Here is a 19,515-nt window from a genome sequence, read left to right on the forward strand (position 1 = left end):
CCATGCCATTTATCTATGAGTTGAAGATCGCAGCCAATGAGCCTTCTTACACCTTCGTGCAGCAGTTGGTACCCGCCGGATCGTTGGTAGGCACAGGGCAAGCTGTATGCACTGTGACCGATGGCGCAATGGACTTCCACGTGCCCGCACCGAAACAGGGGCTGCTTGTGGAGTGGTTCGTCGAACATGGGGCCGTGATTGAGAACATGGATTCGCTGGCCCGCATCGTCTGCGAAGGCACTGAGGTTGTAGTTCCGGCGGCTGTGCCGGTGAGGTTGGGATAGATGCTGACGAAACGAATTATTGCCTGCCTCGATGTACGCGGCGGCCGCGTGGTGAAGGGTATTCAGTTTGTAGACATCATCGACGCCGGAGACCCGGCAGAGTTGGCACATCGCCATGCGGCGGCGGGTGCAGACGAGATTGTGCTGCTCGACATTACAGCTACGCATGAAGGACGCGGGACCCTGCTCGATACTGTGAAGCGAACAGCTGCATCACTATTTGTTCCGTTTACTGTCGGCGGCGGCATTCGCAGTGCAGAAGATGCGGCGGCGGTCTTCGATGCGGGTGCCGACAAGGTGAGCATCAACTCCTCTGCTATTGCCCGGCCGGAGTTGATCGGCGAGATCGGCGGCAGCTTCGGAGCGCAGGCAGTCATCGTAGCCATCGATGCTCGTCGCGGCACGGCAGGAGTAGAAGACGCAGAAGTTTATGTGAGTGGTGGCCGAAAGCCCACAGGTCGAAAGGTTGTGGATTGGGCTCGCGAGGCTGAGCAACGCGGTGCGGGAGAGATTCTGTTGACCAGCATGGACACTGATGGCATGCGTAATGGATTCGATTGCGAACTGACTGCGCGCGTAAGCGAAGCAGTGCAGATTCCGGTGATTGCCTCAGGTGGCGCAGGCTCGGCAGCCCACTTTGCCGAGGTCTTCGGCAGAGGCAAAGCCGACGCTGCCTTAGCTGCCAGCATCTTTCATTTTGGAGTTACTGATTCACGAGAGTTGAAAGCAGAGTTGCAACAAGCCGGAGTCTCTGTGCGGCTGCCCTGCTAAAAGCTGAACAGTGATGACACCTATTTAGAACAAACAGCAGTAAGTGCAACCACAGGTCCTTTGACTCGCTCTTCGCGCTCGGATGACATTTTAATAAGGGGATGAAAATCGCATGTTGATACCTTCGATTGATTTGATGGGCGGTCGTATTGTCCAGTTGGTGCAGGGCGAAAAGTTGAAGCTCGCCTTCGATGACTTTGAGTACTGGATCGAGCGCTTCTCGAAGTATCCCGTAGTGCAGTTGATCGACCTCGACGCTGCGATGCGGCAAGGAAATAATCGTGAGCTGATCGAGATGATCTGCAAGCGACTGCCCTGCCAGGTGGGTGGCGGCTTGAAGACCGCTGAAGATGGTCAGGCACTGCTCGATGCTGGCGCAAAGCGAGTGATCTACGGTTCAAGCCTGTTTGGCGCGTCGGGAGTCAACAAAGAGTTCGCCGCCGGGCTAAAGAAAGCTTTGGGTGAAGATGCTCTCGTATTCAGCGTGGACACTAAAGGCGGCAAGGTTGCCGTGAAGGGCTGGAAGGACTCCGTCGATCTAACGCCGGAAGAAGCAGTGACGTGGCTCGAGGATTACTGCGCTGCATTCCTCTACACGCACGTCGATACCGAAGGAACGATGACGGGCTTCCCCATGGACGTCGCCGCCGTACTGCGCGCCACAACAGGCCGCCAGCTCATCGTCGCCGGTGGCATCAAGGAGCGCGCTGAAGTCGACGCTCTCGATGCAATGGGCGTCGATGCCGTAGCAGGCATGGCGGTGTACTCAGGCGCGATGGAAGCATAGACTTTCCGGGTGGCACAATATCAAGGAGTACGTGAATGCAGGGAATGACGAGGCGGAGGTTTATGAAGAGTTCGGCAGCAGCTACATTGGCAGCAAGTGCTTCACTGGCAAGCGCAAACGGCGGCAACAAGAGCGAACTATTGCTGGTGGGAACGCAGACGACAGGCACGAGCAAGGGAATCTACTCGTACTCGTTTGACGAGGCGACAGGCGAGCTGAAGCAGACCGGGCTCGCCGCAGAGCTCGAAACTCCAAGCTTCATGGCACTCGCGCCGGGTGGCCAGAGATTGTTCGCCGTCAGCGAGGTCGATCACTTCGACGGCAAGGAAGGCGGCGGCGTCACTGGATTTACGCTCGACCGGCACAACGGACATCTCACCAAGATCAACGGCGTCTCCACGGTGAGGACTGGCCCCTGCCATGTCGCCGTCGATCACACCGGCCACTGTGTCTTCGTGGCCAACTATACGGGCAGCAGTGCAGGCAGCTTCCATGTAAGCGATGACGGACATCTGAGCGAAGCCGTAAGCTTCTTCGACTACGTAGGCCACGGCCCAAACGCCGAGCGGCAGGAGAAGGCTCACGCCCATCGCGTCACCGTATCTCCCGACAACCGTTTTCTGCTGATCAACGATCTCGGCCTCGACGAAATTCACATCTACAAGCTCGATGCAAAGACAGCGAAGCTGACACCGAACGAGCCTGCCGCGTGGAAGTCTGCTCCCGGCGCTGGCCCTCGCGCGCTTCGTTTCCACCCTAACAACAAATGGGTGTACTGCGTCACCGAGCTCACCTCAACCGTTGTCGTCCTGCACTGGAACGCAGAGGCAGGCACGCTCGAGGCGATTCAGACAGTTGAACTTCTGCCTGCCGGATATACCGGTCCCACGCGCGCCTGCGATATCGTCATCAATCGCAAGGGCGACTTTGCCTATGTCGCGAACCGCGATAACGACTTCATGGCGTCGTTTACGGTCTCTCCGACAGATGGCAAGCTGACGATGATCGAGCGGACCTCGTGCGGTGGCAAGACTCCGCGGCACATCGCGCTCAGCCCCAACGAGCGCTGGCTGCTGGTGGCGAACCAGGACTCGAACAACATCTCCGTCTTCGCACGCGACGCAAAGACAGGCAAGCTGGCAAACTCCGGCAAGAGCTTCGAGCTGGCTGCGCCCCAGTGCCTGGTCTTCGCATAAAAACAAAACTACGCAGAGGCTGCAATAAAGAACCCACGGACAATCCGTGGGTTCTTCGCTTCTGAAACGCGGCGCGAACTAATCTACTCGTCGTTGCCCATCGAATCGGCAAGCGCGTAGTAGCCTTTGCGAGCCTGTACCTTCTGCCCCTTCTGACAAGTGATGTTGAGCGTGCGGAACGTGCCATCGACCTTTAGATTTGTCGGCGTGTAGCTGGCCAGATACTGCGTGCGCAGCTCATCCTGAATCTGGTCAAACGCATCTTCAAGCTTCTTGCCGTTGTTGCCGACGTTGATGACGCGGCCGCCGGTCTCTCTCGCCAGACGGTCCATCGCTGCGGCGCCGGTATCCGCTAGGTTGATTCCAAAGCCGCCACCATAAAATCCACGGTCGGCAATAAGGATGACGTAGATGATTGTGTTCGACTTCTGGGCCGCCTCAATCGAAGACTTCAGCGTCTCCTGGCTTCCCTGGTCGCCGCCGTCCGTGAGCATAACGAGCACCTTGCGTCCGGCCTCTTGCCGCAGCTTGTCGTGAGCCGCAAGATAGACCGCATCGTACAGCAGCGTGCCACGCGGTGTGCCATTGCCAGTCACCGAACCCGTACCAGCCCCCGTGTTGATGGTGGCCTTATCGATGGCGCGCCTCAGCTCCCGCGGATCGTTGGTGTAATCGGAGAGAAGATCGACGTTGATATCGAACGAGATCAGGAAAGCCTCGTCCTTGGGCGTCAGCACATCCTTGAGAAATTCAGCGCCCGACTGCTGCTCCAGCGGAAGAACATTCTGCTGGCTGCCGCTGGTGTCGAGCAGAATGCCGATCGTGAGCGGCAGCTTCTTCTCCTGCGTGAAGTTCTTGATCGTCTGGGGAACCTTGTCCTCAGCGATCTGGCAGTCGTCCTTATGCAGGTTCGTGATGAAGCCGTCCTTATCACGGACGGAGAAATAAACGTTGACAAGGTTGACGTTGACCTTCAGAGTCTCGACGTCCTGATCTTCGCGGGGTTGGGGGGCGGCAGTGCTGGCCGGGGGAGGCCCGTCCGGGGAAGGCGCCTCCTGCGCGTGGACGGGGAGGCAAAGACCGATAGACAGAGCAGCGGCAAGCAAGACCAAAGGACGCATAACTTATTAGACGACGAAGATTCCATGGAGTCAGCGGAAAAATGCCGCCTCCGGGGGTAAAGGCACAACGTCGGGGGTAGGTCGAGCGTCCAACCAAAAGGTTTGGATACGGGGATGGCGGCGCGAGGAGCGCGCTGGTAGTCTGGTAGTTGGCCGGGTTAGTGTCCGGGCTGAAAGATATGGGGGTCGTTCTTGGTGAAGTACAGCATATTGGCGGGGGCTGTGGCATGCATGATGCTGGCACAGCAGGCACAGCAGACGGCAGCACAGGACAAGGCACCGCAGACAGTCGCGCAGCAGCAGGCGATTCCCGATGCCCCCAAGCCACAGCAACCGTCGCCGTTCGACGCGGTTGCGCCGGGCAAGGGCACGCCTGCCGACCTCTCAACATCTTCCAACGATGATTCAGACGCGCCGCCCACCAGCCTGCCGCAGACCGCTGCGGACAAGGCCGCGCAGGGACCTCCGCCTGAGCAGCCCGCCGCAGGACAGGGCCCTGCGGCCTTTACCCTGCACGTCCAGACAAACTTCGTCGAAGTCCCCTTCACTGTTAAGGATTCCAAAGGCCGTCTGGTACCGGGGCTGACCTGGCGCGATGTCCACGTCTACGAGAATGGCCTGCGTCAGCAGATGGCGCTCTTCACCACCGACGCCTTCCCGCTTTCGGTTGCGCTGGTCATCGACCAGAGCATGAGCTACGACGATATGACCAAGGTCAACAACGCACTCGAGGCGTTGCCGGGAGCCTTTGCGGCCTATGACGAGGTCGCGGTCTTTACCTACAACAACGGGCCAAGGATGCAGACAGACTTTACCTCCGCGCAGAGCGCCCGTCTCAGCGCTGTGATCGAGCGGTCGAAGTCGACTGGGCGCGAAGGCGCAATGGCCTACACCAGCGGCCCGCTCTCGCAGAACATCAACATCAACGGCGGCGCGCAGAGCTATATCGATCCCAACACCAACTCGACCCACGGCACCAGTCTGAGCAATACACTGAACGTTCCCAAGGAAGTCCATACGCTCAACGACGCCATCCTCGAGGCGGCGAACCATCTCGCCAAGACCCGTCCCGGTCGGCGGCGTGTGATCTACGTCATCAGCGACGGCAAGGAGTACGGCAGCACGGCCAGCTTCAAGGAAGTGGTGAAGTACCTCCAGACCAACAAGATTGCCGTGTACGGCACGCTGGTAGGCGACTCTTCCCTGCCCGTGGTCGGCTTCCTCGACCGCATCCACCTGCCCTACACCATGCGCGACAACATCCTGCAGGCCTATGCCAAGCAGACCGGCGGCAACTTTGAGGCGGAGTTCCGCCAGCGCGGCATCGAGGACAGTTTCGCCAAGATCGCCGAAGAGGTACGCACGCAGTACACCATCGGCTACTACACGCACGAGCCGTTTATCGACGGCAAGTACCGCACGCTCGAGGTCAAGGTCATGCGTCCGAACCTGACCGTGATCGCCAAGGCAGGGTACTATCCGACGGCGGAGGACACCCGACCGTCGATCGTTCGCGGAAGGTAGGCGCGTCCTGTTGCATCTGAACGCCCTGCTGGCCTTGGCGGCAGCAATTTTATGGGGTGGCGGAGACTTCTCCGGCGGCATGGGCGCAAAGAACGCCGGTGGCACCATGGGCGGCGCACTCCGCGTCATCCTTGTAAGTCACGCCGCCAGCTTTGCTGTGCTGGTCGCCATCGCGCGCTGGCGCGGCGATGCCTTTCCACACGGCGCTCCTCTGGCCTGGGGCATTGCCGCTGGTGTCGCAGGCGGAATCTCCCTGGCCTGTTTTTATGTGGCGCTCTCGCGCGGCGCTATGGGAGCCTCAGCCGCCCTGAGCGGTCTGTTGGCCGCTGCAATCCCTGCTGCGGTCTCAATCGCCTCCGAGGGATCGCCCGGGCTGCTACGGATCGTAGGATTTCTTGTGGCCGGAGGAGCGATCTGGCTGATCGCCGCCGGACCGAACGCCGAGGCACAATCGGCCGACACAGGGACTATCTGGCTGGCCGTAGCGGCGGGCATCGGCTTTGGCATCTACTTTGTTTCCTTGAAGATGGCCGGGGTTGCCGGGGTGGTCTGGCCGATGGCCACGGCGAGAATCGGGAGCCTTAGTACCTGCTCCCTGATGCTGCTGGGGCTCTCGTCCAGTTCCAGGACCACAGAACTTGCCCAAGGCCGCCTGAACCGCACCGCAGTTCGCTGGGCGCTAACGACAGCGCTGCTCGATACCTCGGGTAACCTGCTCTTTATCGCAGCGACAAGGGCCGGACGGCTCGATGTAGCGGCGGTACTGGCTTCCCTCTACCCTGCCTCAACCATTCTGCTCGCAGCCTGGATGCTAAGCGAACGACCAACCCGGCGGCAGAGCCTCGGGATGCTGGTCGCAGCCGCAGCCGTCGTCATGATTACCCTGTAAGCCCTTGACACCACTTACTACAATTAACTTAGACAACTGAAGACACCTCAGCCTTATACCAAGATGTCCTGCTTAACCGGAGTCCATACTCAAGTCCGGACTTATGTCTTTTCTTTGGAATACTTTAGGACTTAAAATATGGGAGGGGGGATACCAGCGACTGCCGAAGCTTTTATAGCTTGATGTGGCTGGGATCAAAGGTCGAGGGCGGATATTTGAGCTTCAGTCCCTGCATAACGTCGACGAGGATCTGGGAGATGGCGACGTTGCGATACCACTTGTGGTTGGAGGGGATGACGAACCAGGGCGCGTGTTTGCGGCTAGTGGAGGAGAGGATGTCGTTGTAAGCCTCTTCGTAGCCCACCCAAAATTTGCGCTCGTGGAAGTCTGCCTCGGAGAGCTTCCAGTGCTTGTCCGGCGTGTCGATACGGGACTTCAGGCGGCTAGTCTGCTCCTGATGGGAGATGTGCAGAAAGAACTTGAGGATGACGACGCCGTTGTCGGTGAGCATCTCCTCGAACCCATTGATGTCATCGAGGCGCTTGCGAACAGTCTTCCCGGAGATGAGCTTGTGCACCCGCGGCGATAGTACGTCCTCGTAGTGCGACCGATTGAAGATGCCGATCATGCCCTTGGGCGGGACAGCACTGTGAGCGCGCCACAGGAAGTCGTGCCGTGCCTCGAGCGGGGTGGGAACCTTGAAGGCAGTGACATCGCAGCCCTGCGGGTTGATACCGGAGAAGATGTGGCGGATGGTGCCGTCTTTGCCCGCCGTATCCATGCCTTGCAGGACGATCAACAGGGCCTTCTGCTGGCTGGCGTAGAGGACTTCCTGCAGGCTGTTGAGCTGGCTGCGGTGCTTGACCAGAACCGGTGCGGCAGACTCCTCCGTCTTGAAGGAACCTGTATCCCCGGCCGGAAGACGGGTAACGCGAACCGTGGAGTGCGGTTTGACGAGGTAGGGCGATTTCAGCTTCATCAGGAGAGCCTGTCAGGACAGAACTACGGAGAAGAAACCCGGAGATGCGGATATCGCGTCATCCGGGCTAGAAATTGCCCTACTTGGTCGATTCTTCAGGCTTCGGCGTGACCGCGTGAGGGGTCTCGGTGGGCTTGTTCATCTCGTCGGTGACGCCCTTCATGCCCTCTTTGAAGCCGCGAAGTCCTTCGCCCAGCCCTTTGCCCAGCTCCGGCAGCTTTTTGCCGCCGAACAGCACGATCACGATGATCGCAAGGATGGCCAGATGCCAAGGTTGAAATAGATCGCCCATAATGAATTCTCCCTACAGCCGGGCGCGTAACGCTCCAGGCAGCTCATATCATTGTCGCACAAACCAAATCTATAAGAGACCACGATTCCGGCCTCTTTGTAGATACGATACCGCGAATCGCGGCAGATGTGCGCCGGACGTTATATCTTGGAAGATGAAGCTAATGCGGAAGAAGGTGTTGGGAAAAAAGATGCAGAGATTGATGTCTGGATTGAAGATGGCCGCGACGTGGAAGAACGGAATACGCACGGCAAGTGGAATGCTGCTGGGAGTCATGTTTGTTGCGGGTACGGCAGCGATGGCACAGGCCACAGGCAAGCTGGCCGCAGCTCCTCCGGTTACCTACGCCAACCGTTATGAGATCTATGGCGGTCTGAACTTTATGAACTTTCAGGCTGGACAGAACCTGCCCACCCGCATGAACCTGGGCGGCGGCGAGATTCTGGGAACCTACTGGCTGACCAAGCGGGTAGGCCTGGCCGCCGACTACCGCGGCGAAGCGGGAACGACGCCGGTCTTCCCCAGCGCTCCGATTCCGCCGAACCCGAACTACATCAACCGGCCGTTGGTGTACATGAACATGGGCATGCTCGGCGCACAGCTGCGCGGGCCGAAGAACCAGTTTGCCGCAATCAACCTGCACGGATACTTCGGCGTATCGCACGGCGTCTTCGACGGCGGCACCGGCGGCGTTCCTCCGCAGGATGTCGGCCTCTACACCAATCGCACCAAGCCGATCGCGGCACTGGGCGGCAGCATCGACATCAACCGCTCCAAGAACTTCGCAATCCGGCTCTCGCCGGATCTGATGCTGGAGCACTTCGGCACGGAGACGCGTGAGTTCTTCGCCATCTCGGCGGGTGTCGTCTACCGTTTCGGCAAGAACTAATTCCAGAAGCTTGTTTGCAAAATAAAACCGGCCGCAAAGAATGCGGCCGGTTTTGTTTGGTCCTTAGAACCTTTATTTCGATAGGTTCTTTGAGTTGGATTACCAGTTTTCGCGTTGTTGGAGGAAGTCGGAAGAGACCGGGTTCTCGTAGACCGAGTAGTCCCTTGTGACCACGGTGATACCGCTGGCGGAGACAAAGTAGTTTTTCTTGTCTTCAGTCGGGTCATACCCGATGACGGTGCCATCGGGAATATGCACGTCACGGTCGAGGATGGCGTGGCGGATGCGACAGTGCCTGCCGATGTTGACGTGGGAGAAGACGATGCTAGAGTCCACATCGGCGTAGGAGTTGACGCGAACGTCGTGAGAGAGCACGCTGTTGCGCACCACGGCGCCCGAGACGATGGAGCCGGAGCAGACGATGGAGTTGATGGCCATGCCTGTACGGCCCGGCTCGCCGAAGACGAACTTGGCTGGGGGGTACTGGTAGGGCCGCGTACGCATGGGCCAGGACTGGTCGTAGAGGTTGAAGGTAGGCGAGACACCGGCGACGTCCATGTTGGCCTCGTAGTAGGCCTCAAGCGTACCTACATCGCGCCAGTACAAAGCCTTGGTCTTGTTCTCGTCGACGAAGTTGAAGGCCTGCACCTTGAAGCGTCCCAGCAGCTTGGGCAGGATATCGTGGCCGAAGTCGTGCTTGGATTCGGGGTTTTCGGCATCCTTAAGCAGTTCGGGGATAAGAACGTCGGTGTTGAAGATGTAGATGCCCATGGAGACGTCGACCATGTCGGGAGTGAAGGGAGAGCGGATGTTGGTCTCCTTCGGCTTTTCGACGAAGCCGGTGACGTCGCCGTTGCGGGCGATCTCGACGACGCCGAAGGCCGAGACCTCGTCGGGCGAGATGGGCAGCGTGGCCAGGGTGACATCGGCTCCCGAGTCCTGATGCTGCTTAAGCATGAGGCCGTAGTTCATCTTGTAAATGTGGTCGCCGGAGAGGATGATGACGTATTTCGGCTCTTCGGAGCCGATGGAGTAGATGTTCTGGTAGACCGCGTCGGCGGTGCCGGTATACCAGTTTTTGCTGACGCGCTGCATGGGCGAGAGGATCTCAATGAACTCGCCGAGCTCATTGGCCACCACAGGCCCCCAGCCTTCGCGGATGTGACGGTTGAGCGAGAGTGCCTTGTACTGGGTGAGGATGTAAACGCGACGCAGATCGGAGTTGATGCAGTTCGACAGCGTGCTATCGATGATGCGGTACTGCCCGGCAAAGGGAACAGCCGGTTTAGCACGATCACGGGTCAGTGGAAACAGCCTTTCACCGGCGCCTCCGGCAAGTAGAACACCAAGCGTATCTCTCATAACTTTGACGACCTCGTACTGATGAACTATGAACTACAACAGTCGGATGCACAAAACCGCGGACAAGCAACCACGGAAACGCGAGTCTATCACTACAAGGATTCGGTATGTTGATTTTTGCGAAATTCTTACCGGCAACTAGAAAAAGCCCGGCGAGGATGCCGGGCCTGACAGAGATGCTAAGGAGGGATGCTGAAGAGGGATGCCAGCTATTCCTGGGCACTCTCTTCGGTGAGGCTGATGCGCAGGGATTTCAAAAAGGTCAGGTCGTTGGGTGTAAACGGACCTTCACCGTTTTCGGCAGGCGACTCGAGCAGGTCGCCCGATTCGTCGGTCTCGGCCTCAACCTCATTGAGGCCGATGGTGGCCTCGAGCATGAGGAGAACATCGAAACCCTGTTCGCGAATATTTTTGACGACGCCGGCAATGTCCTCCGACTCCGATACGGACTCGTGGATTGCTTCGCCTAGTTTCTGGATAAGGTTTTTGACCTTCTGATTCAATGCCACCTCCGGACTGCCCTTTGTATGCAACCAACCGCGCATCGGGTATTCCCGGCCTGACGCGACCGGCGGGAACGGCATTGCGGGTACTGCGGCGTACTTTGAGTACGTTTACACAGAATACGCCCCTGTGAGACGCGCCGCAATCACATTGAAGGGGAATCCGCGGAGATGCCTAAAACGTCGTATGATGGTCGCCCCACGCGACATCGAGTTGCCTGGCCAGCTCCTCGACCGGCTTGATTCGTTTGGGCCCCCAAATCAGGAAACCCACCGACGCGGCACAGAAGGCACCGATCATCCAGAGAAAGCTCTTCATCGTGTTTGCTCCCTTCGTCAGTGCTCGCTTTATACCCTGTTAGATGCGACAGAGCAGAACGGCGTCTATCGCAGCCAATATTTTTCCTCGAAGAATTGGCGTACGGTAAGAACAGAGGACCGCCCTTGACTGATATTGCAAGCAGCAGACACCTTCATATTGGCGCACTGATCTTTCCCCGCATGGACCAGATCGATTTCACTGGGCCATTCGAGGTGCTGTCACAGGTTCCCGACTCGACCTTTCACGTGATTGGAAGGGACAGAAACCCTATTCGAGATATCAATGGGCTGATCCTGACGCCGGAAGAGACTATGGCGGAGGCACCGCAGCTCGACGTGCTGGTCGTTCCCGGCGGCTATGGGCAACAGGAGCTGATGGACGACGAGGCTGTGCTCTCGTTCATCAGGACGCAGGCTGCCGGCGCGGAGTATGTCTTCTCGGTGTGCACCGGAGCCTTGATCTGCGGCGCGGCGGGATTGCTCAGGGGCGTGCGCTCGACGACGCATTGGGCGTCGTTTGATCTGCTTCCTTACTTCGGTGCGGTTCCGGTGGACTCTCGCGTGGTCGTCGACGGCAGGCACGTCAGCGCTGCTGGAGTTACTGCGGGGATTGACGGCGCGCTTACGGTTGCGGCGCTTCTGCGCGGGAACGCCGCGGCACAGAAGATTCAACTGATGATCGAGTACGCACCGGAGCCGGCTTTCCATAGCGGCACGCCGAAGACGGCCCCGCTGGAGGTGTTGAAGGCTGCGCGGGAGCAGGGGCGAGAGATTCTGGCGGCACGGCTTGAAACGGCAATTCGCGTGGCGCGGCGGCTGGAGATCGCAATTTAAAGATTCGTGGCCGGGGCTGTCCGGGGAGTACGGTGAACCGCTACACTTTCTAGTATGGATTCGGTTCGCTTTGGTCGTGCCCTTGGGGTAGGAGCTCGTGCAGCTGCAAAGACGCTGGTGACAGCCGTCGACGCAGCGACTTCGCCAAATCCTTCTGCCCAGGCGGCAAAACCGGCTCCGAGGAGCACAACGCCTTCAGGCGCCGCAACGACTGAACAGCGAGCACAAGCATCAGCCACGCACCCCGCACAACGGACCACGCAGCAGGCAGCACAGAAGGCTGCTCAGACAGTGGTTCAGGCGCGGCAGACCGGGCAGGGGCTGGTTCGCGGCGGCAAGCGCTTTGGAGAGGCGGTCTGGACGCCATTCGTCAAGCTATCGGGCGTTCTGGGGCTGGAGCTCGCGGGTGTGTTCTTTGGGCTCTTCGCCTTCTTCGGCGCAGGGTGGGCGTGGAAGCTGCGCGGTAACCTGCATGAGACGGCCGCCAATCACGATGCTCATGTGCGCTTTCTAGTGTGTGTGATCATGACAGTCGTGTTCACATATTTTCTTGTGAGCAGCTTCGTCAAGGCGAACCGCAGAAGCAACCGAAGATAGTTTCGCGACGCAGCGAGTACACTGCATTGTCATGCCAGAGTCGCCTAAAACCAGTTCTGGAATCCCTGTCGACCTTGTCTATGGAGCAGAGAGCCTTGAGGGCTTCGATGCGGCTGCTGAACTGGGCGATCCGGGTGTATTTCCCTACACGCGCGGGATTCAGCCGACGATGTATCGCGGACGGCTTTGGACGATGCGGCAATATGCAGGCATGGGCGATGCCGAGGAATCGAACCGGCGATATAAATTTCTACTGGCCAATGGAACCAAGGGGCTGTCGGTCGCCTTCGATCTGCCGACGCAGATTGGATATGACTCCGACTCGCCGCTGGCGCTCGGCGAAGTGGGCCGCGTAGGGGTTGCCATCGATTCAATCGAGGATATGCAGCGGCTCTTCGATGGAATTCCGCTGGATACAATTTCGACTTCAATGACGATCAACGCGACAGCGGCGATTCTGCTGGCGCTCTATGTCACAGCAGCGCGACGGGCAGGCGCGGATGTAAAGAAGCTGAGTGGGACGGTACAGAACGACATTCTGAAGGAGTACATCGCTCGCGGCACGTATATCTATCCGGTGCCTCATGCGATGCGACTGGTGACGGATATCTTTGCGTGGGCCGCGGTCGAGCTTCCCGAATGGAATACGATCTCGATCTCGGGTTATCACATGCGCGAGGCAGGCTGCACGGCGGTACAGGAGGTGGCGTTTACGCTGGCTGATGGCATGACCTATGTGCAGGCCGCGATTGACACTGGGTTGGATGTGGATGCCTTTGCCCCACGGCTGAGTTTTTTCTTCAACGCCCACAATAATCTGCTGGAAGAGGTGGCGAAGTTTCGCGCGGCGCGGCGGATGTGGGCGCACCTTATGCGCGATCATTTCGGCGCGAAGAATCCGCGAAGCTGGATGCTGCGGTTTCATACGCAGACCGCCGGATCGACGCTGACGGCACAGCAGCCGGAGAACAATATTGTGCGTACGACCTTGCAGGCTCTGGCCGCTGTGCTAGGCGGAACGCAATCGCTGCATACGAATGGGTTTGACGAGGCGCTAGCTCTGCCGACGGAGCAGGCTGCGCGCATTGCACTGCGGACGCAGCAGATATTGGCACACGAGAGCGGCGTACCGGATACGGTCGATCCGCTGGCGGGGTCGTACTACGTGGAGTCGCTGACCGATGAGATTGAACAGCGTGCAAAGAAATATCTGGCCACGATTGCCGAGTTTGATCGCAGCGGGAAGTATGGGATGCTGCGTGCTATTGAGCAGGGTTACGTACAGCGGGAGATACAGACCGCAGCGTACGCATACCAACGGGCGGTCGATGCCGGGGATGCGCTTGTTGTAGGGGTGAATGCGTTTGCTGCGGACGAAGGCGCTACGGTGCCGATTCAGCGGATGGACGATGCGCTCGAAGCAAGGCAGGTGGAACGAGTGCGAGCGCTGCGGCTGCGGCGCGATGCGGGTGTTCATGCGGCGGCACTGCGGGGCCTTGAGGATGCAGCCAGAGATGGCAGTAATCTCATGCCGCGGATTTTGAATGCCGTTGAAAGTTACGCGACTGTGGGTGAAATTTCCGATGTGCTGCGAGTGGTATTTGGAGAGTACCGGGAGTCGGTAACGGTTTGACTTTCGTATATCTAACGAGTGAGCCGATGGCACGCCGTGCAGATTTCGAATACGGTTGAGTGCTATCGTTTGAGTGGGACACCTACAAGACAGAGAAGGATTCAAAGATGGCTGAGACATCGAGTGAGCTACGCAAGACCGCGCTGAATGCGTCACATCGCGCCGCCAAGGCCAAGATGGTCGACTTTGGCGGATGGGACATGCCGGTGGAGTATTCGGGCCTGATCGCCGAGCATATGGCAGTTCGGACTGCTGTAGGGCTGTTCGATGTCTCTCACATGGGTGATATTCAGTTGCGCGGGCCGGGATCGCTGGCCGCTGTACAGCAGCTTTGCATGAACGATGCCTCGAAGCTGGCGGATGGGCAGGCACAGTACTCGGCGATGCTGTATCCAAATGGAACGTTCGTCGATGATGTGGTCGTGCATAAACTCTCGGGCAATGATTATCTGATCGTGATCAATGCCGGAACGCGCGAGAAGGATGTTCAATGGGTTCGACAGACAATTGGACGTATGCCCGGCGTTCACATCAATGACTTCAGCGACTACTACACGCAGCTTGCGATACAGGGGCCGCGCGCGGCAGAGACTCTGCAAAAGCTGACCTCGACCGACCTGAGCACGATTAAAAATTACTGGTTTACGTGGGGACAGGTCTGCGGGCTGCATAACGTGATGATTGCGCGGACCGGCTACACCGGCGAGGACGGATTCGAGATCTATGTTCCATCAGACGCGCCGACCAGCGAGCGGGTCTGGAATGAGGTGCTTGCGGCTGGAGCTGAGTTCGGCATTCTGCCTTGCGGTCTGGGGGCTCGGAATACGCTGCGACTGGAGTCGGCCATGGCACTGTATGGGCATGAGATCTCAGACACGATCAATGTGTTGGAAGCGGGATTGGGGCGCTATGCAAAGCTGGACAAGCCGGAGTTCGTCGGCCGCGAAGCTCTGCTGGAGGTTCAGGCTGGCGGTGGACCCAAGCGCAAGCTAGTTGGGCTGGAAATGATTGAGCGTGGTATTGGACGGGACGGCTATCCGATATTTTCTTTGGATGGCGTTAAAATTGGCGAAATTACCAGCGGATCACCTGCGCCATTTCTAAAGAAAAATATTGCGCTGGCTTATGTGCCTGTGGAATTTACAGCCGTCGACACGGAGGTCGCGGTTGAGATTCGCGGCCAGAAGGTAAAGGCAAAGGTAGTATCTACACCTTTTTACAAACGGCCCAGAAAATAATCACAACCTGATTGTAAAAATAGATTTCAAGGAGCCTTATCTTGCAATTTCTCGTTTTGACCCGACGTAAGACGGAGCTATTTCCTGCTGAGGCTTGGACTGCGGAACTTCTGGCGAGTGAGTCCCAGCGCGTGCGTGAGCTCTATGCTGCCGGAATAGTTCGCAATATCTGGCGACGAAAGGATATGCCAGGCGCTGCGATTCTGTTTGAGGCAGCAAGCCAGGACGAAGTACAAGCCGCCGTTGCCAGCCTGCCCCTGGCCATGCAGGGCATGCTGGAGATGGCCGCTCTGACCGAACTGGAGCCTTATCCGGGATTTGGGCCTCGTTGAAAACAGGTTTTGCGGCACATTTTTTTCAACCCCGTACCCTCTACAATGGAAAGGGAGAAAACCCAAGACATGTCCTATCCTGCAAATTACAAGTACACCAAGGAACATGAGTGGATTGAAGTTGACGGCGCAAAGGGCACCGTCGGCATAACCGATTATGCGCAAAGCTCACTGGGCGATATCGTCTTCGTCGATCTGCCCAAAGTAGGCGACACGGTTGAGGCGGGCAAGATCTTTGGCTCGGTGGAATCGGTAAAGGCAGTTTCAGACCTGTATGCTCCGGCGTCGGGCACCGTGACTGCGGTGAACGAAGAGCTGGCAAACGCTCCTGAGAAGATTAACGCCGACGCGAACAAAACCTGGATGTTGCGGCTGGATCTGACGGATGGAGCGTCGGCAGATGGCCTTCTGTCGGCTACTGACTATGAGAAGTTCATCAGCGAAGAGACCGGACACTAACGATGCGCTATCTGCCGAAGTCCCCTGCGGACCGCGAGGAGATGCTGGCCGAGATCGGCGCTGCGTCCATCGACGATCTGTTCTCAAGCATCCCTGCGGAGTATCAGCTTAAGCGCGATCTTGCGATTCCACGACAGCATGGTGAGTCGGAGATTCTGGATCGCTTCCGTGCCTTCTCTGAAGGCAATGCGAGCGGATATGCCAGCTTTCTTGGCGCGGGCGCGTATCGTCACTACCGGCCTGTCATCATCGATTCGCTGGTGCAGCGCGGCGAGTTTTTGACCAGCTACACGCCGTATCAGCCGGAGATCGCGCAGGGCACGCTGCAAGCCATGTTCGAGTTCCAGACCATGATCTGCGAGCTGACCGGCATGGAGATTGCCAACGCGTCGATGTATGACGGCTCGACCGGTGCAGCCGAGGCTGTGATGATGGCGGTGCGCGTGACTGGGCGTGATGGTGCTGTGGTGGCGCGGACCGTGCATCCTGAGTATCGCGAGGTGCTGTCGACCTATGCTCAGCATCAGGAGATTCCGGTCACTGAAGTTGACTATGCGTCGAATGGGCGCGTGGACCTGACGGCGCTCGATGCTGCGATCACAAGCGAAACGGCGTGCGTGCTGATTCAGTCGCCGAACTTCTTCGGCACGATTGAAGATGTGGCCGCGATTGCCGAGATTGCTCACAAGAAGGGCGCGCTGCTGATTGTGTCGATCGCCGAGGCGGTGTCGCTGGGAATCGTAAAGCCACCAGCGGAGGCTGACATTGTGTCGCTGGAGGCGCAGTCGTTTGGCGTTGCCGTTGGATATGGCGGCCCATATTGCGGCGTCATCGCGTGCAAGGAAAAGTTCCTGCGCCAGATGCCTGGGCGCCTGATCGGCGAAACGAAAGATATCAATGGTAAGCGTGGATTTGTGCTGACGCTTTCTACGCGCGAGCAGCATATTCGGCGTGAGAAGGCTACCTCAAACATCTGCACCAATCAGGCTCTCGTGGCGCTGATGACGACTATCTTCCTGACTGTCTATGGCAAGCAAGGGATGAAGGAGTTGGCGGAACAAAATCTGGCGAAGGCGCACTACGCGCAGACGGCGTTAGGTTCTGGCACGAAGGTGTTGTTCGATGGAGCGCCGCGCTTCCATGAGTTTGTGCTCGATCTCCCGGAGAGCGCGGAGGCAACGAACGCTGCGCTGCTCGATCAGAAAATTATCGGCGGACTGCCCTTGCAGAAGTGGTATCCGGAGCTGGGGCCGAATGCTTCGCTATGGTGTGCGACCGAGTTGACGACACGGAAGCAGATTGACGCAGCGGCGGCGGTACTCGCGGGTAAGAAGGCCTAATCGTGGACGTATCGGCGATCATCGGCGAAGAGCTTGTAGCGGTGGAGTTTGTAGAGGACTATCTGCAGCTCCGCTTTGCCGCGCCTCTGTTCACGTTGTATACGTGGCCCCATGTTCTGTTTCCCGATTTCTCGCTCGCGTATGGAGAGCCGGAGTACCGCAATGCGCTCTGTGCGCAGATCGGCGAAAAAGTTGAGGCGGCGGCGTTCGAAGAGGGCGATGCACTGACGATTGAATTTGAAAACGGCACGGTCTTTGGCCTCTCATTGCGCGAGGAAGATGTGGATGGACCGGAGTCCGGAAGCTACTCCGAGACCGGCAGCGCAGTCGATGCGCAGGAGTTTTAACGATGGCAGATGAAAGATTCGCAGGTACGCCAAAGAAGGCGACAACCCATGTCAATCAGAACGAAGATCTCATCTTTGAGAAGTCTTCGCCAGGCAAGAAAGCTTATCGTCTGGCGGAGCTGGATGTGCCGGCGGTAGATGCTGCTTCCCTGCTGGGCGCGGCGGCGCGTACCGATCTGGGTGTGATGCCGGAGCTGAGCGAGATCGAGATCATCCGCCACTTCACGCGGCTTTCGACGTGGAACTACGCGATTGACCTGGGCATGTATCCGCTGGGCAGCTGCACAATGAAGTACAACCCTCGCGTGAATGAGGCGGTGGCGCGGCTGGAAGGAATTGCCGAGGCACATCCTTATCAACCTGAGTCGTTGTCGCAGGGCTGCCTTGGCATCATGAAGCTGTTGCAGGACTGCCTGACCGAAATTACCGGCATGGATGCAATTACGCTGCAACCAGCCGCGGGTGCGCATGGCGAGTTTACCGGCATCCTGTTGGTGCGGGCTTATCACGAGAGCAAAGGCAATGCGCGGAAGAAGATCCTGATTCCTGACTCGGCGCATGGCACGAATCCTGCTACGGCTGCGGTTTGTGGATATGAGGTTGCGAATCTGAAGTCGAACGCTCAGGGCATGGTCGATATTGCCGAGTTGGAGCGCATGGTCGATGAGGATACTGCAGCGTTGATGCTGACCAATCCTTCGACCATCGGCGTCTTCGAGAGCGAGATTCACAAGATTGCGGACATCCTTCATGCGAAGGGCGCGCTGCTCTATATGGATGGCGCGAATATGAACGCGCTGGTCGGCAAGACGCGTCCGGGCGACTTCGGTGTGGATGTAATGCACCTTAATCTGCACAAGACTTTTTCCACTCCACATGGTGGGGGTGGACCGGGATCGGGACCGGTGGCGTGCAAGAAGATTCTGGAGCCGTTTCTGCCGACGCCGGTTGTGGTCACTCGCGACAATGGAACTCTGGGATTGGAGTATGACCGTCCGCAGACTGTGGGCCGGGTGCGAATGTTCTACGGCAACTTCGGCATGTTCGTGCGTGCGCTTGCTTATATTCTGGCTAATGGCCCGGATGGGTTGCGACAGACGACTGAGGATGCCGTGCTCAATGCCAACTATTTGCGATCAAAGTTGCTGGACACCTTCGATCTGCCTTATACCGCTCCTTCGCTGCATGAGGTTGTCTTCTCCGACCGGAGGCAGGCGAAGAACGGCGTGAAGACCGGCGACATGGGCAAGCGGCTTATCGACTATGGCTTCCACGCTTATACCGTGAGCTTCCCTCTGGTTGTGCCGGGAGCAATGATGATTGAGCCGACCGAGAGCGAGTCTCGTGAAGAACTTGATCTGCTGGCCGATGCGCTGAAGCAGATCGCACGCGAGGCAGAGGAGAATCCGGAGCTGGTGCAAACGGCTCCGCATACGACGCGGGTGCAGCGCCTCGACGAGACGACGGCTGCGCGTAAGCCTGTACTCCGTTGGAAAGGGCCGGTGGCTTCGTCCCCTTTAGTGACGGACACTGCCGCGAAGGAGTGGTAAGTGTCCATCTTCTATGACCGCCAGCAGGAACTTGAAAAGTACGAGTTCATGATGGGCGAGGCGCGGGGACGGCTGGCCGTTACTCTTGATGCGCTGACGGATGCACTGATTTTGGTGGGGCAGCATGGCGTCTACTGCGCGAGCAACCGGAACCCGATGGTTCCGGCGCTCGATCTGCAGGCTGTTCTGGCTAATATCACCGGAGCGAAAGAGCTGGTCTCTTCCGTGATGGAGAAGTTGCGGCTGGAAAAAGAAGCCGCAGAGTAG

Annotated in this window: 23 protein-coding genes; 17 read left to right on the plus strand and 6 right to left on the minus strand. The window is 58.2% G+C overall.

The genetic code is table 11. The features are described 5' to 3' along the window. Positions 1–2 precede the first annotated feature (2 nt). The 4 genes from IEW09_RS10995 (at position 3) to IEW09_RS11010 (ending at position 3,038) form a co-directional block, all read left to right on the plus strand. On the plus strand, positions 3–284 hold the full coding sequence (locus IEW09_RS10995; protein WP_188554168.1) for a biotin/lipoyl-containing protein: 282 nt from the start codon (positions 3–5) through the stop codon (positions 282–284). Then, complete coding sequence (gene hisF, locus IEW09_RS11000; RefSeq protein WP_188554169.1) at positions 285–1,055, plus strand: imidazole glycerol phosphate synthase subunit HisF; 771 nt, start codon at positions 285–287, stop codon at positions 1,053–1,055. It begins immediately after the preceding gene. Positions 1,056–1,167: 112 nt separating this feature from the next. Continuing rightward, the gene (locus IEW09_RS11005) at positions 1,168–1,842 is read left to right on the plus strand and encodes a 1-(5-phosphoribosyl)-5-[(5-phosphoribosylamino)methylideneamino]imidazole-4-carboxamide isomerase (protein WP_188554170.1); all 675 of its coding nucleotides are present in this window, start codon (positions 1,168–1,170) and stop codon (positions 1,840–1,842) included. A gap of 62 nt (positions 1,843–1,904) precedes the next feature. Next, positions 1,905–3,038 (plus strand): lactonase family protein, encoded by a 1,134-nt coding sequence (locus IEW09_RS11010; RefSeq protein WP_229739242.1) that lies wholly within the window; start codon positions 1,905–1,907, stop codon positions 3,036–3,038. 83 nt (positions 3,039–3,121) lie between these two features. On the opposite strand, the gene IEW09_RS11015 is transcribed toward IEW09_RS11010, so the two are convergent. Continuing rightward, positions 3,122–4,159 carry a VWA domain-containing protein gene (locus IEW09_RS11015; RefSeq protein WP_188554172.1) on the minus strand — a complete coding sequence of 346 codons (1,038 nt, stop codon included), beginning with the start codon at positions 4,157–4,159 and terminating at the stop codon, positions 3,122–3,124. 231 nt (positions 4,160–4,390) lie between these two features. Between IEW09_RS11015 and IEW09_RS11020 the strand changes: the two genes are divergently transcribed. Together IEW09_RS11020 and IEW09_RS11025 are read left to right on the plus strand one after the other, a co-directional pair. Beyond that, a complete protein-coding gene (locus IEW09_RS11020; RefSeq protein ID WP_188554173.1) occupies positions 4,391–5,683 on the plus strand; it encodes a VWA domain-containing protein in 1,293 nt (430 codons plus the stop codon). Positions 5,684–5,693: 10 nt separating this feature from the next. Beyond that, on the plus strand, positions 5,694–6,572 hold the full coding sequence (locus IEW09_RS11025; RefSeq protein ID WP_229739243.1) for an EamA family transporter: 879 nt from the start codon (positions 5,694–5,696) through the stop codon (positions 6,570–6,572). Positions 6,573–6,744: 172 nt separating this feature from the next. Here the strand turns inward: IEW09_RS11025 and IEW09_RS11030 are convergent, their stop codons facing one another. Next, positions 6,745–7,551: a polyphosphate kinase 2 family protein gene (locus IEW09_RS11030; protein WP_188554174.1), complete on the minus strand. Its 807-nt coding sequence runs from the start codon at positions 7,549–7,551 to the stop codon at positions 6,745–6,747. 79 nt (positions 7,552–7,630) lie between these two features. Continuing rightward, positions 7,631–7,843, minus strand: a complete 213-nt coding sequence (tatA, locus tag IEW09_RS11035) for a twin-arginine translocase TatA/TatE family subunit (protein WP_188554175.1) — start codon at positions 7,841–7,843, stop codon at positions 7,631–7,633. Positions 7,844–8,033: 190 nt separating this feature from the next. Here tatA and IEW09_RS11040 point away from each other — a divergent pair, with 190 nt between their 5' ends. Beyond that, a complete protein-coding gene (locus tag IEW09_RS11040; RefSeq protein ID WP_229739244.1) occupies positions 8,034–8,732 on the plus strand; it encodes a hypothetical protein in 699 nt (232 codons plus the stop codon). Positions 8,733–8,831: 99 nt separating this feature from the next. Here IEW09_RS11040 and glgC read toward each other — a convergent pair whose 3' ends face one another. From glgC to IEW09_RS11055, 3 genes are all read right to left on the minus strand, one after another. Next, positions 8,832–10,124 (minus strand): glucose-1-phosphate adenylyltransferase, encoded by a 1,293-nt coding sequence (gene glgC, locus IEW09_RS11045; RefSeq protein ID WP_263369129.1) that lies wholly within the window; start codon positions 10,122–10,124, stop codon positions 8,832–8,834. A gap of 179 nt (positions 10,125–10,303) precedes the next feature. Further along, a complete protein-coding gene (locus IEW09_RS11050; protein WP_308420547.1) occupies positions 10,304–10,639 on the minus strand; it encodes a hypothetical protein in 336 nt (111 codons plus the stop codon). Positions 10,640–10,772: 133 nt separating this feature from the next. Next, on the minus strand, positions 10,773–10,916 hold the full coding sequence (locus tag IEW09_RS11055) for a hypothetical protein (RefSeq protein WP_188554177.1): 144 nt from the start codon (positions 10,914–10,916) through the stop codon (positions 10,773–10,775). Positions 10,917–11,041: 125 nt separating this feature from the next. Between IEW09_RS11055 and IEW09_RS11060 the strand changes: the two genes are divergently transcribed. The 10 genes from IEW09_RS11060 to IEW09_RS11105 all read left to right on the plus strand — a co-directional run bounded on the left by IEW09_RS11060 (position 11,042) and on the right by IEW09_RS11105 (position 19,515). Further along, positions 11,042–11,752, plus strand: a complete 711-nt coding sequence (locus IEW09_RS11060) for a DJ-1/PfpI family protein (RefSeq protein ID WP_229739245.1) — start codon at positions 11,042–11,044, stop codon at positions 11,750–11,752. A gap of 54 nt (positions 11,753–11,806) precedes the next feature. Then, positions 11,807–12,349: a hypothetical protein gene (locus IEW09_RS11065; protein WP_188554178.1), complete on the plus strand. Its 543-nt coding sequence runs from the start codon at positions 11,807–11,809 to the stop codon at positions 12,347–12,349. A gap of 31 nt (positions 12,350–12,380) precedes the next feature. Continuing rightward, on the plus strand, positions 12,381–13,982 hold the full coding sequence (locus IEW09_RS11070) for an acyl-CoA mutase large subunit family protein (RefSeq protein WP_188554179.1): 1,602 nt from the start codon (positions 12,381–12,383) through the stop codon (positions 13,980–13,982). A gap of 107 nt (positions 13,983–14,089) precedes the next feature. Further along, on the plus strand, positions 14,090–15,220 hold the full coding sequence (gene gcvT, locus IEW09_RS11075; RefSeq protein WP_188554180.1) for a glycine cleavage system aminomethyltransferase GcvT: 1,131 nt from the start codon (positions 14,090–14,092) through the stop codon (positions 15,218–15,220). A gap of 41 nt (positions 15,221–15,261) precedes the next feature. Further along, on the plus strand, positions 15,262–15,552 hold the full coding sequence (locus IEW09_RS11080; protein ID WP_188554181.1) for a muconolactone Delta-isomerase family protein: 291 nt from the start codon (positions 15,262–15,264) through the stop codon (positions 15,550–15,552). A 69-nt stretch (positions 15,553–15,621) separates the two neighbouring features. After that, on the plus strand, positions 15,622–16,011 hold the full coding sequence (gcvH, locus tag IEW09_RS11085; RefSeq protein WP_188554182.1) for a glycine cleavage system protein GcvH: 390 nt from the start codon (positions 15,622–15,624) through the stop codon (positions 16,009–16,011). A gap of 2 nt (positions 16,012–16,013) precedes the next feature. Continuing rightward, positions 16,014–17,351, plus strand: a complete 1,338-nt coding sequence (gene gcvPA, locus IEW09_RS11090; protein WP_188554183.1) for an aminomethyl-transferring glycine dehydrogenase subunit GcvPA — start codon at positions 16,014–16,016, stop codon at positions 17,349–17,351. Between the two features lie 2 nt (positions 17,352–17,353). Beyond that, on the plus strand, positions 17,354–17,698 hold the full coding sequence (locus IEW09_RS11095) for a hypothetical protein (RefSeq protein WP_188554184.1): 345 nt from the start codon (positions 17,354–17,356) through the stop codon (positions 17,696–17,698). A gap of 2 nt (positions 17,699–17,700) precedes the next feature. Continuing rightward, positions 17,701–19,248: an aminomethyl-transferring glycine dehydrogenase subunit GcvPB gene (gene gcvPB, locus IEW09_RS11100; protein WP_188554185.1), complete on the plus strand. Its 1,548-nt coding sequence runs from the start codon at positions 17,701–17,703 to the stop codon at positions 19,246–19,248. Further along, complete coding sequence (locus IEW09_RS11105; RefSeq protein ID WP_188554186.1) at positions 19,249–19,515, plus strand: hypothetical protein; 267 nt, start codon at positions 19,249–19,251, stop codon at positions 19,513–19,515.

The organism is Edaphobacter dinghuensis, from assembly GCF_014640335.1.
GTDB classification, from domain to species: domain Bacteria; phylum Acidobacteriota; class Terriglobia; order Terriglobales; family Acidobacteriaceae; genus Edaphobacter; species Edaphobacter dinghuensis.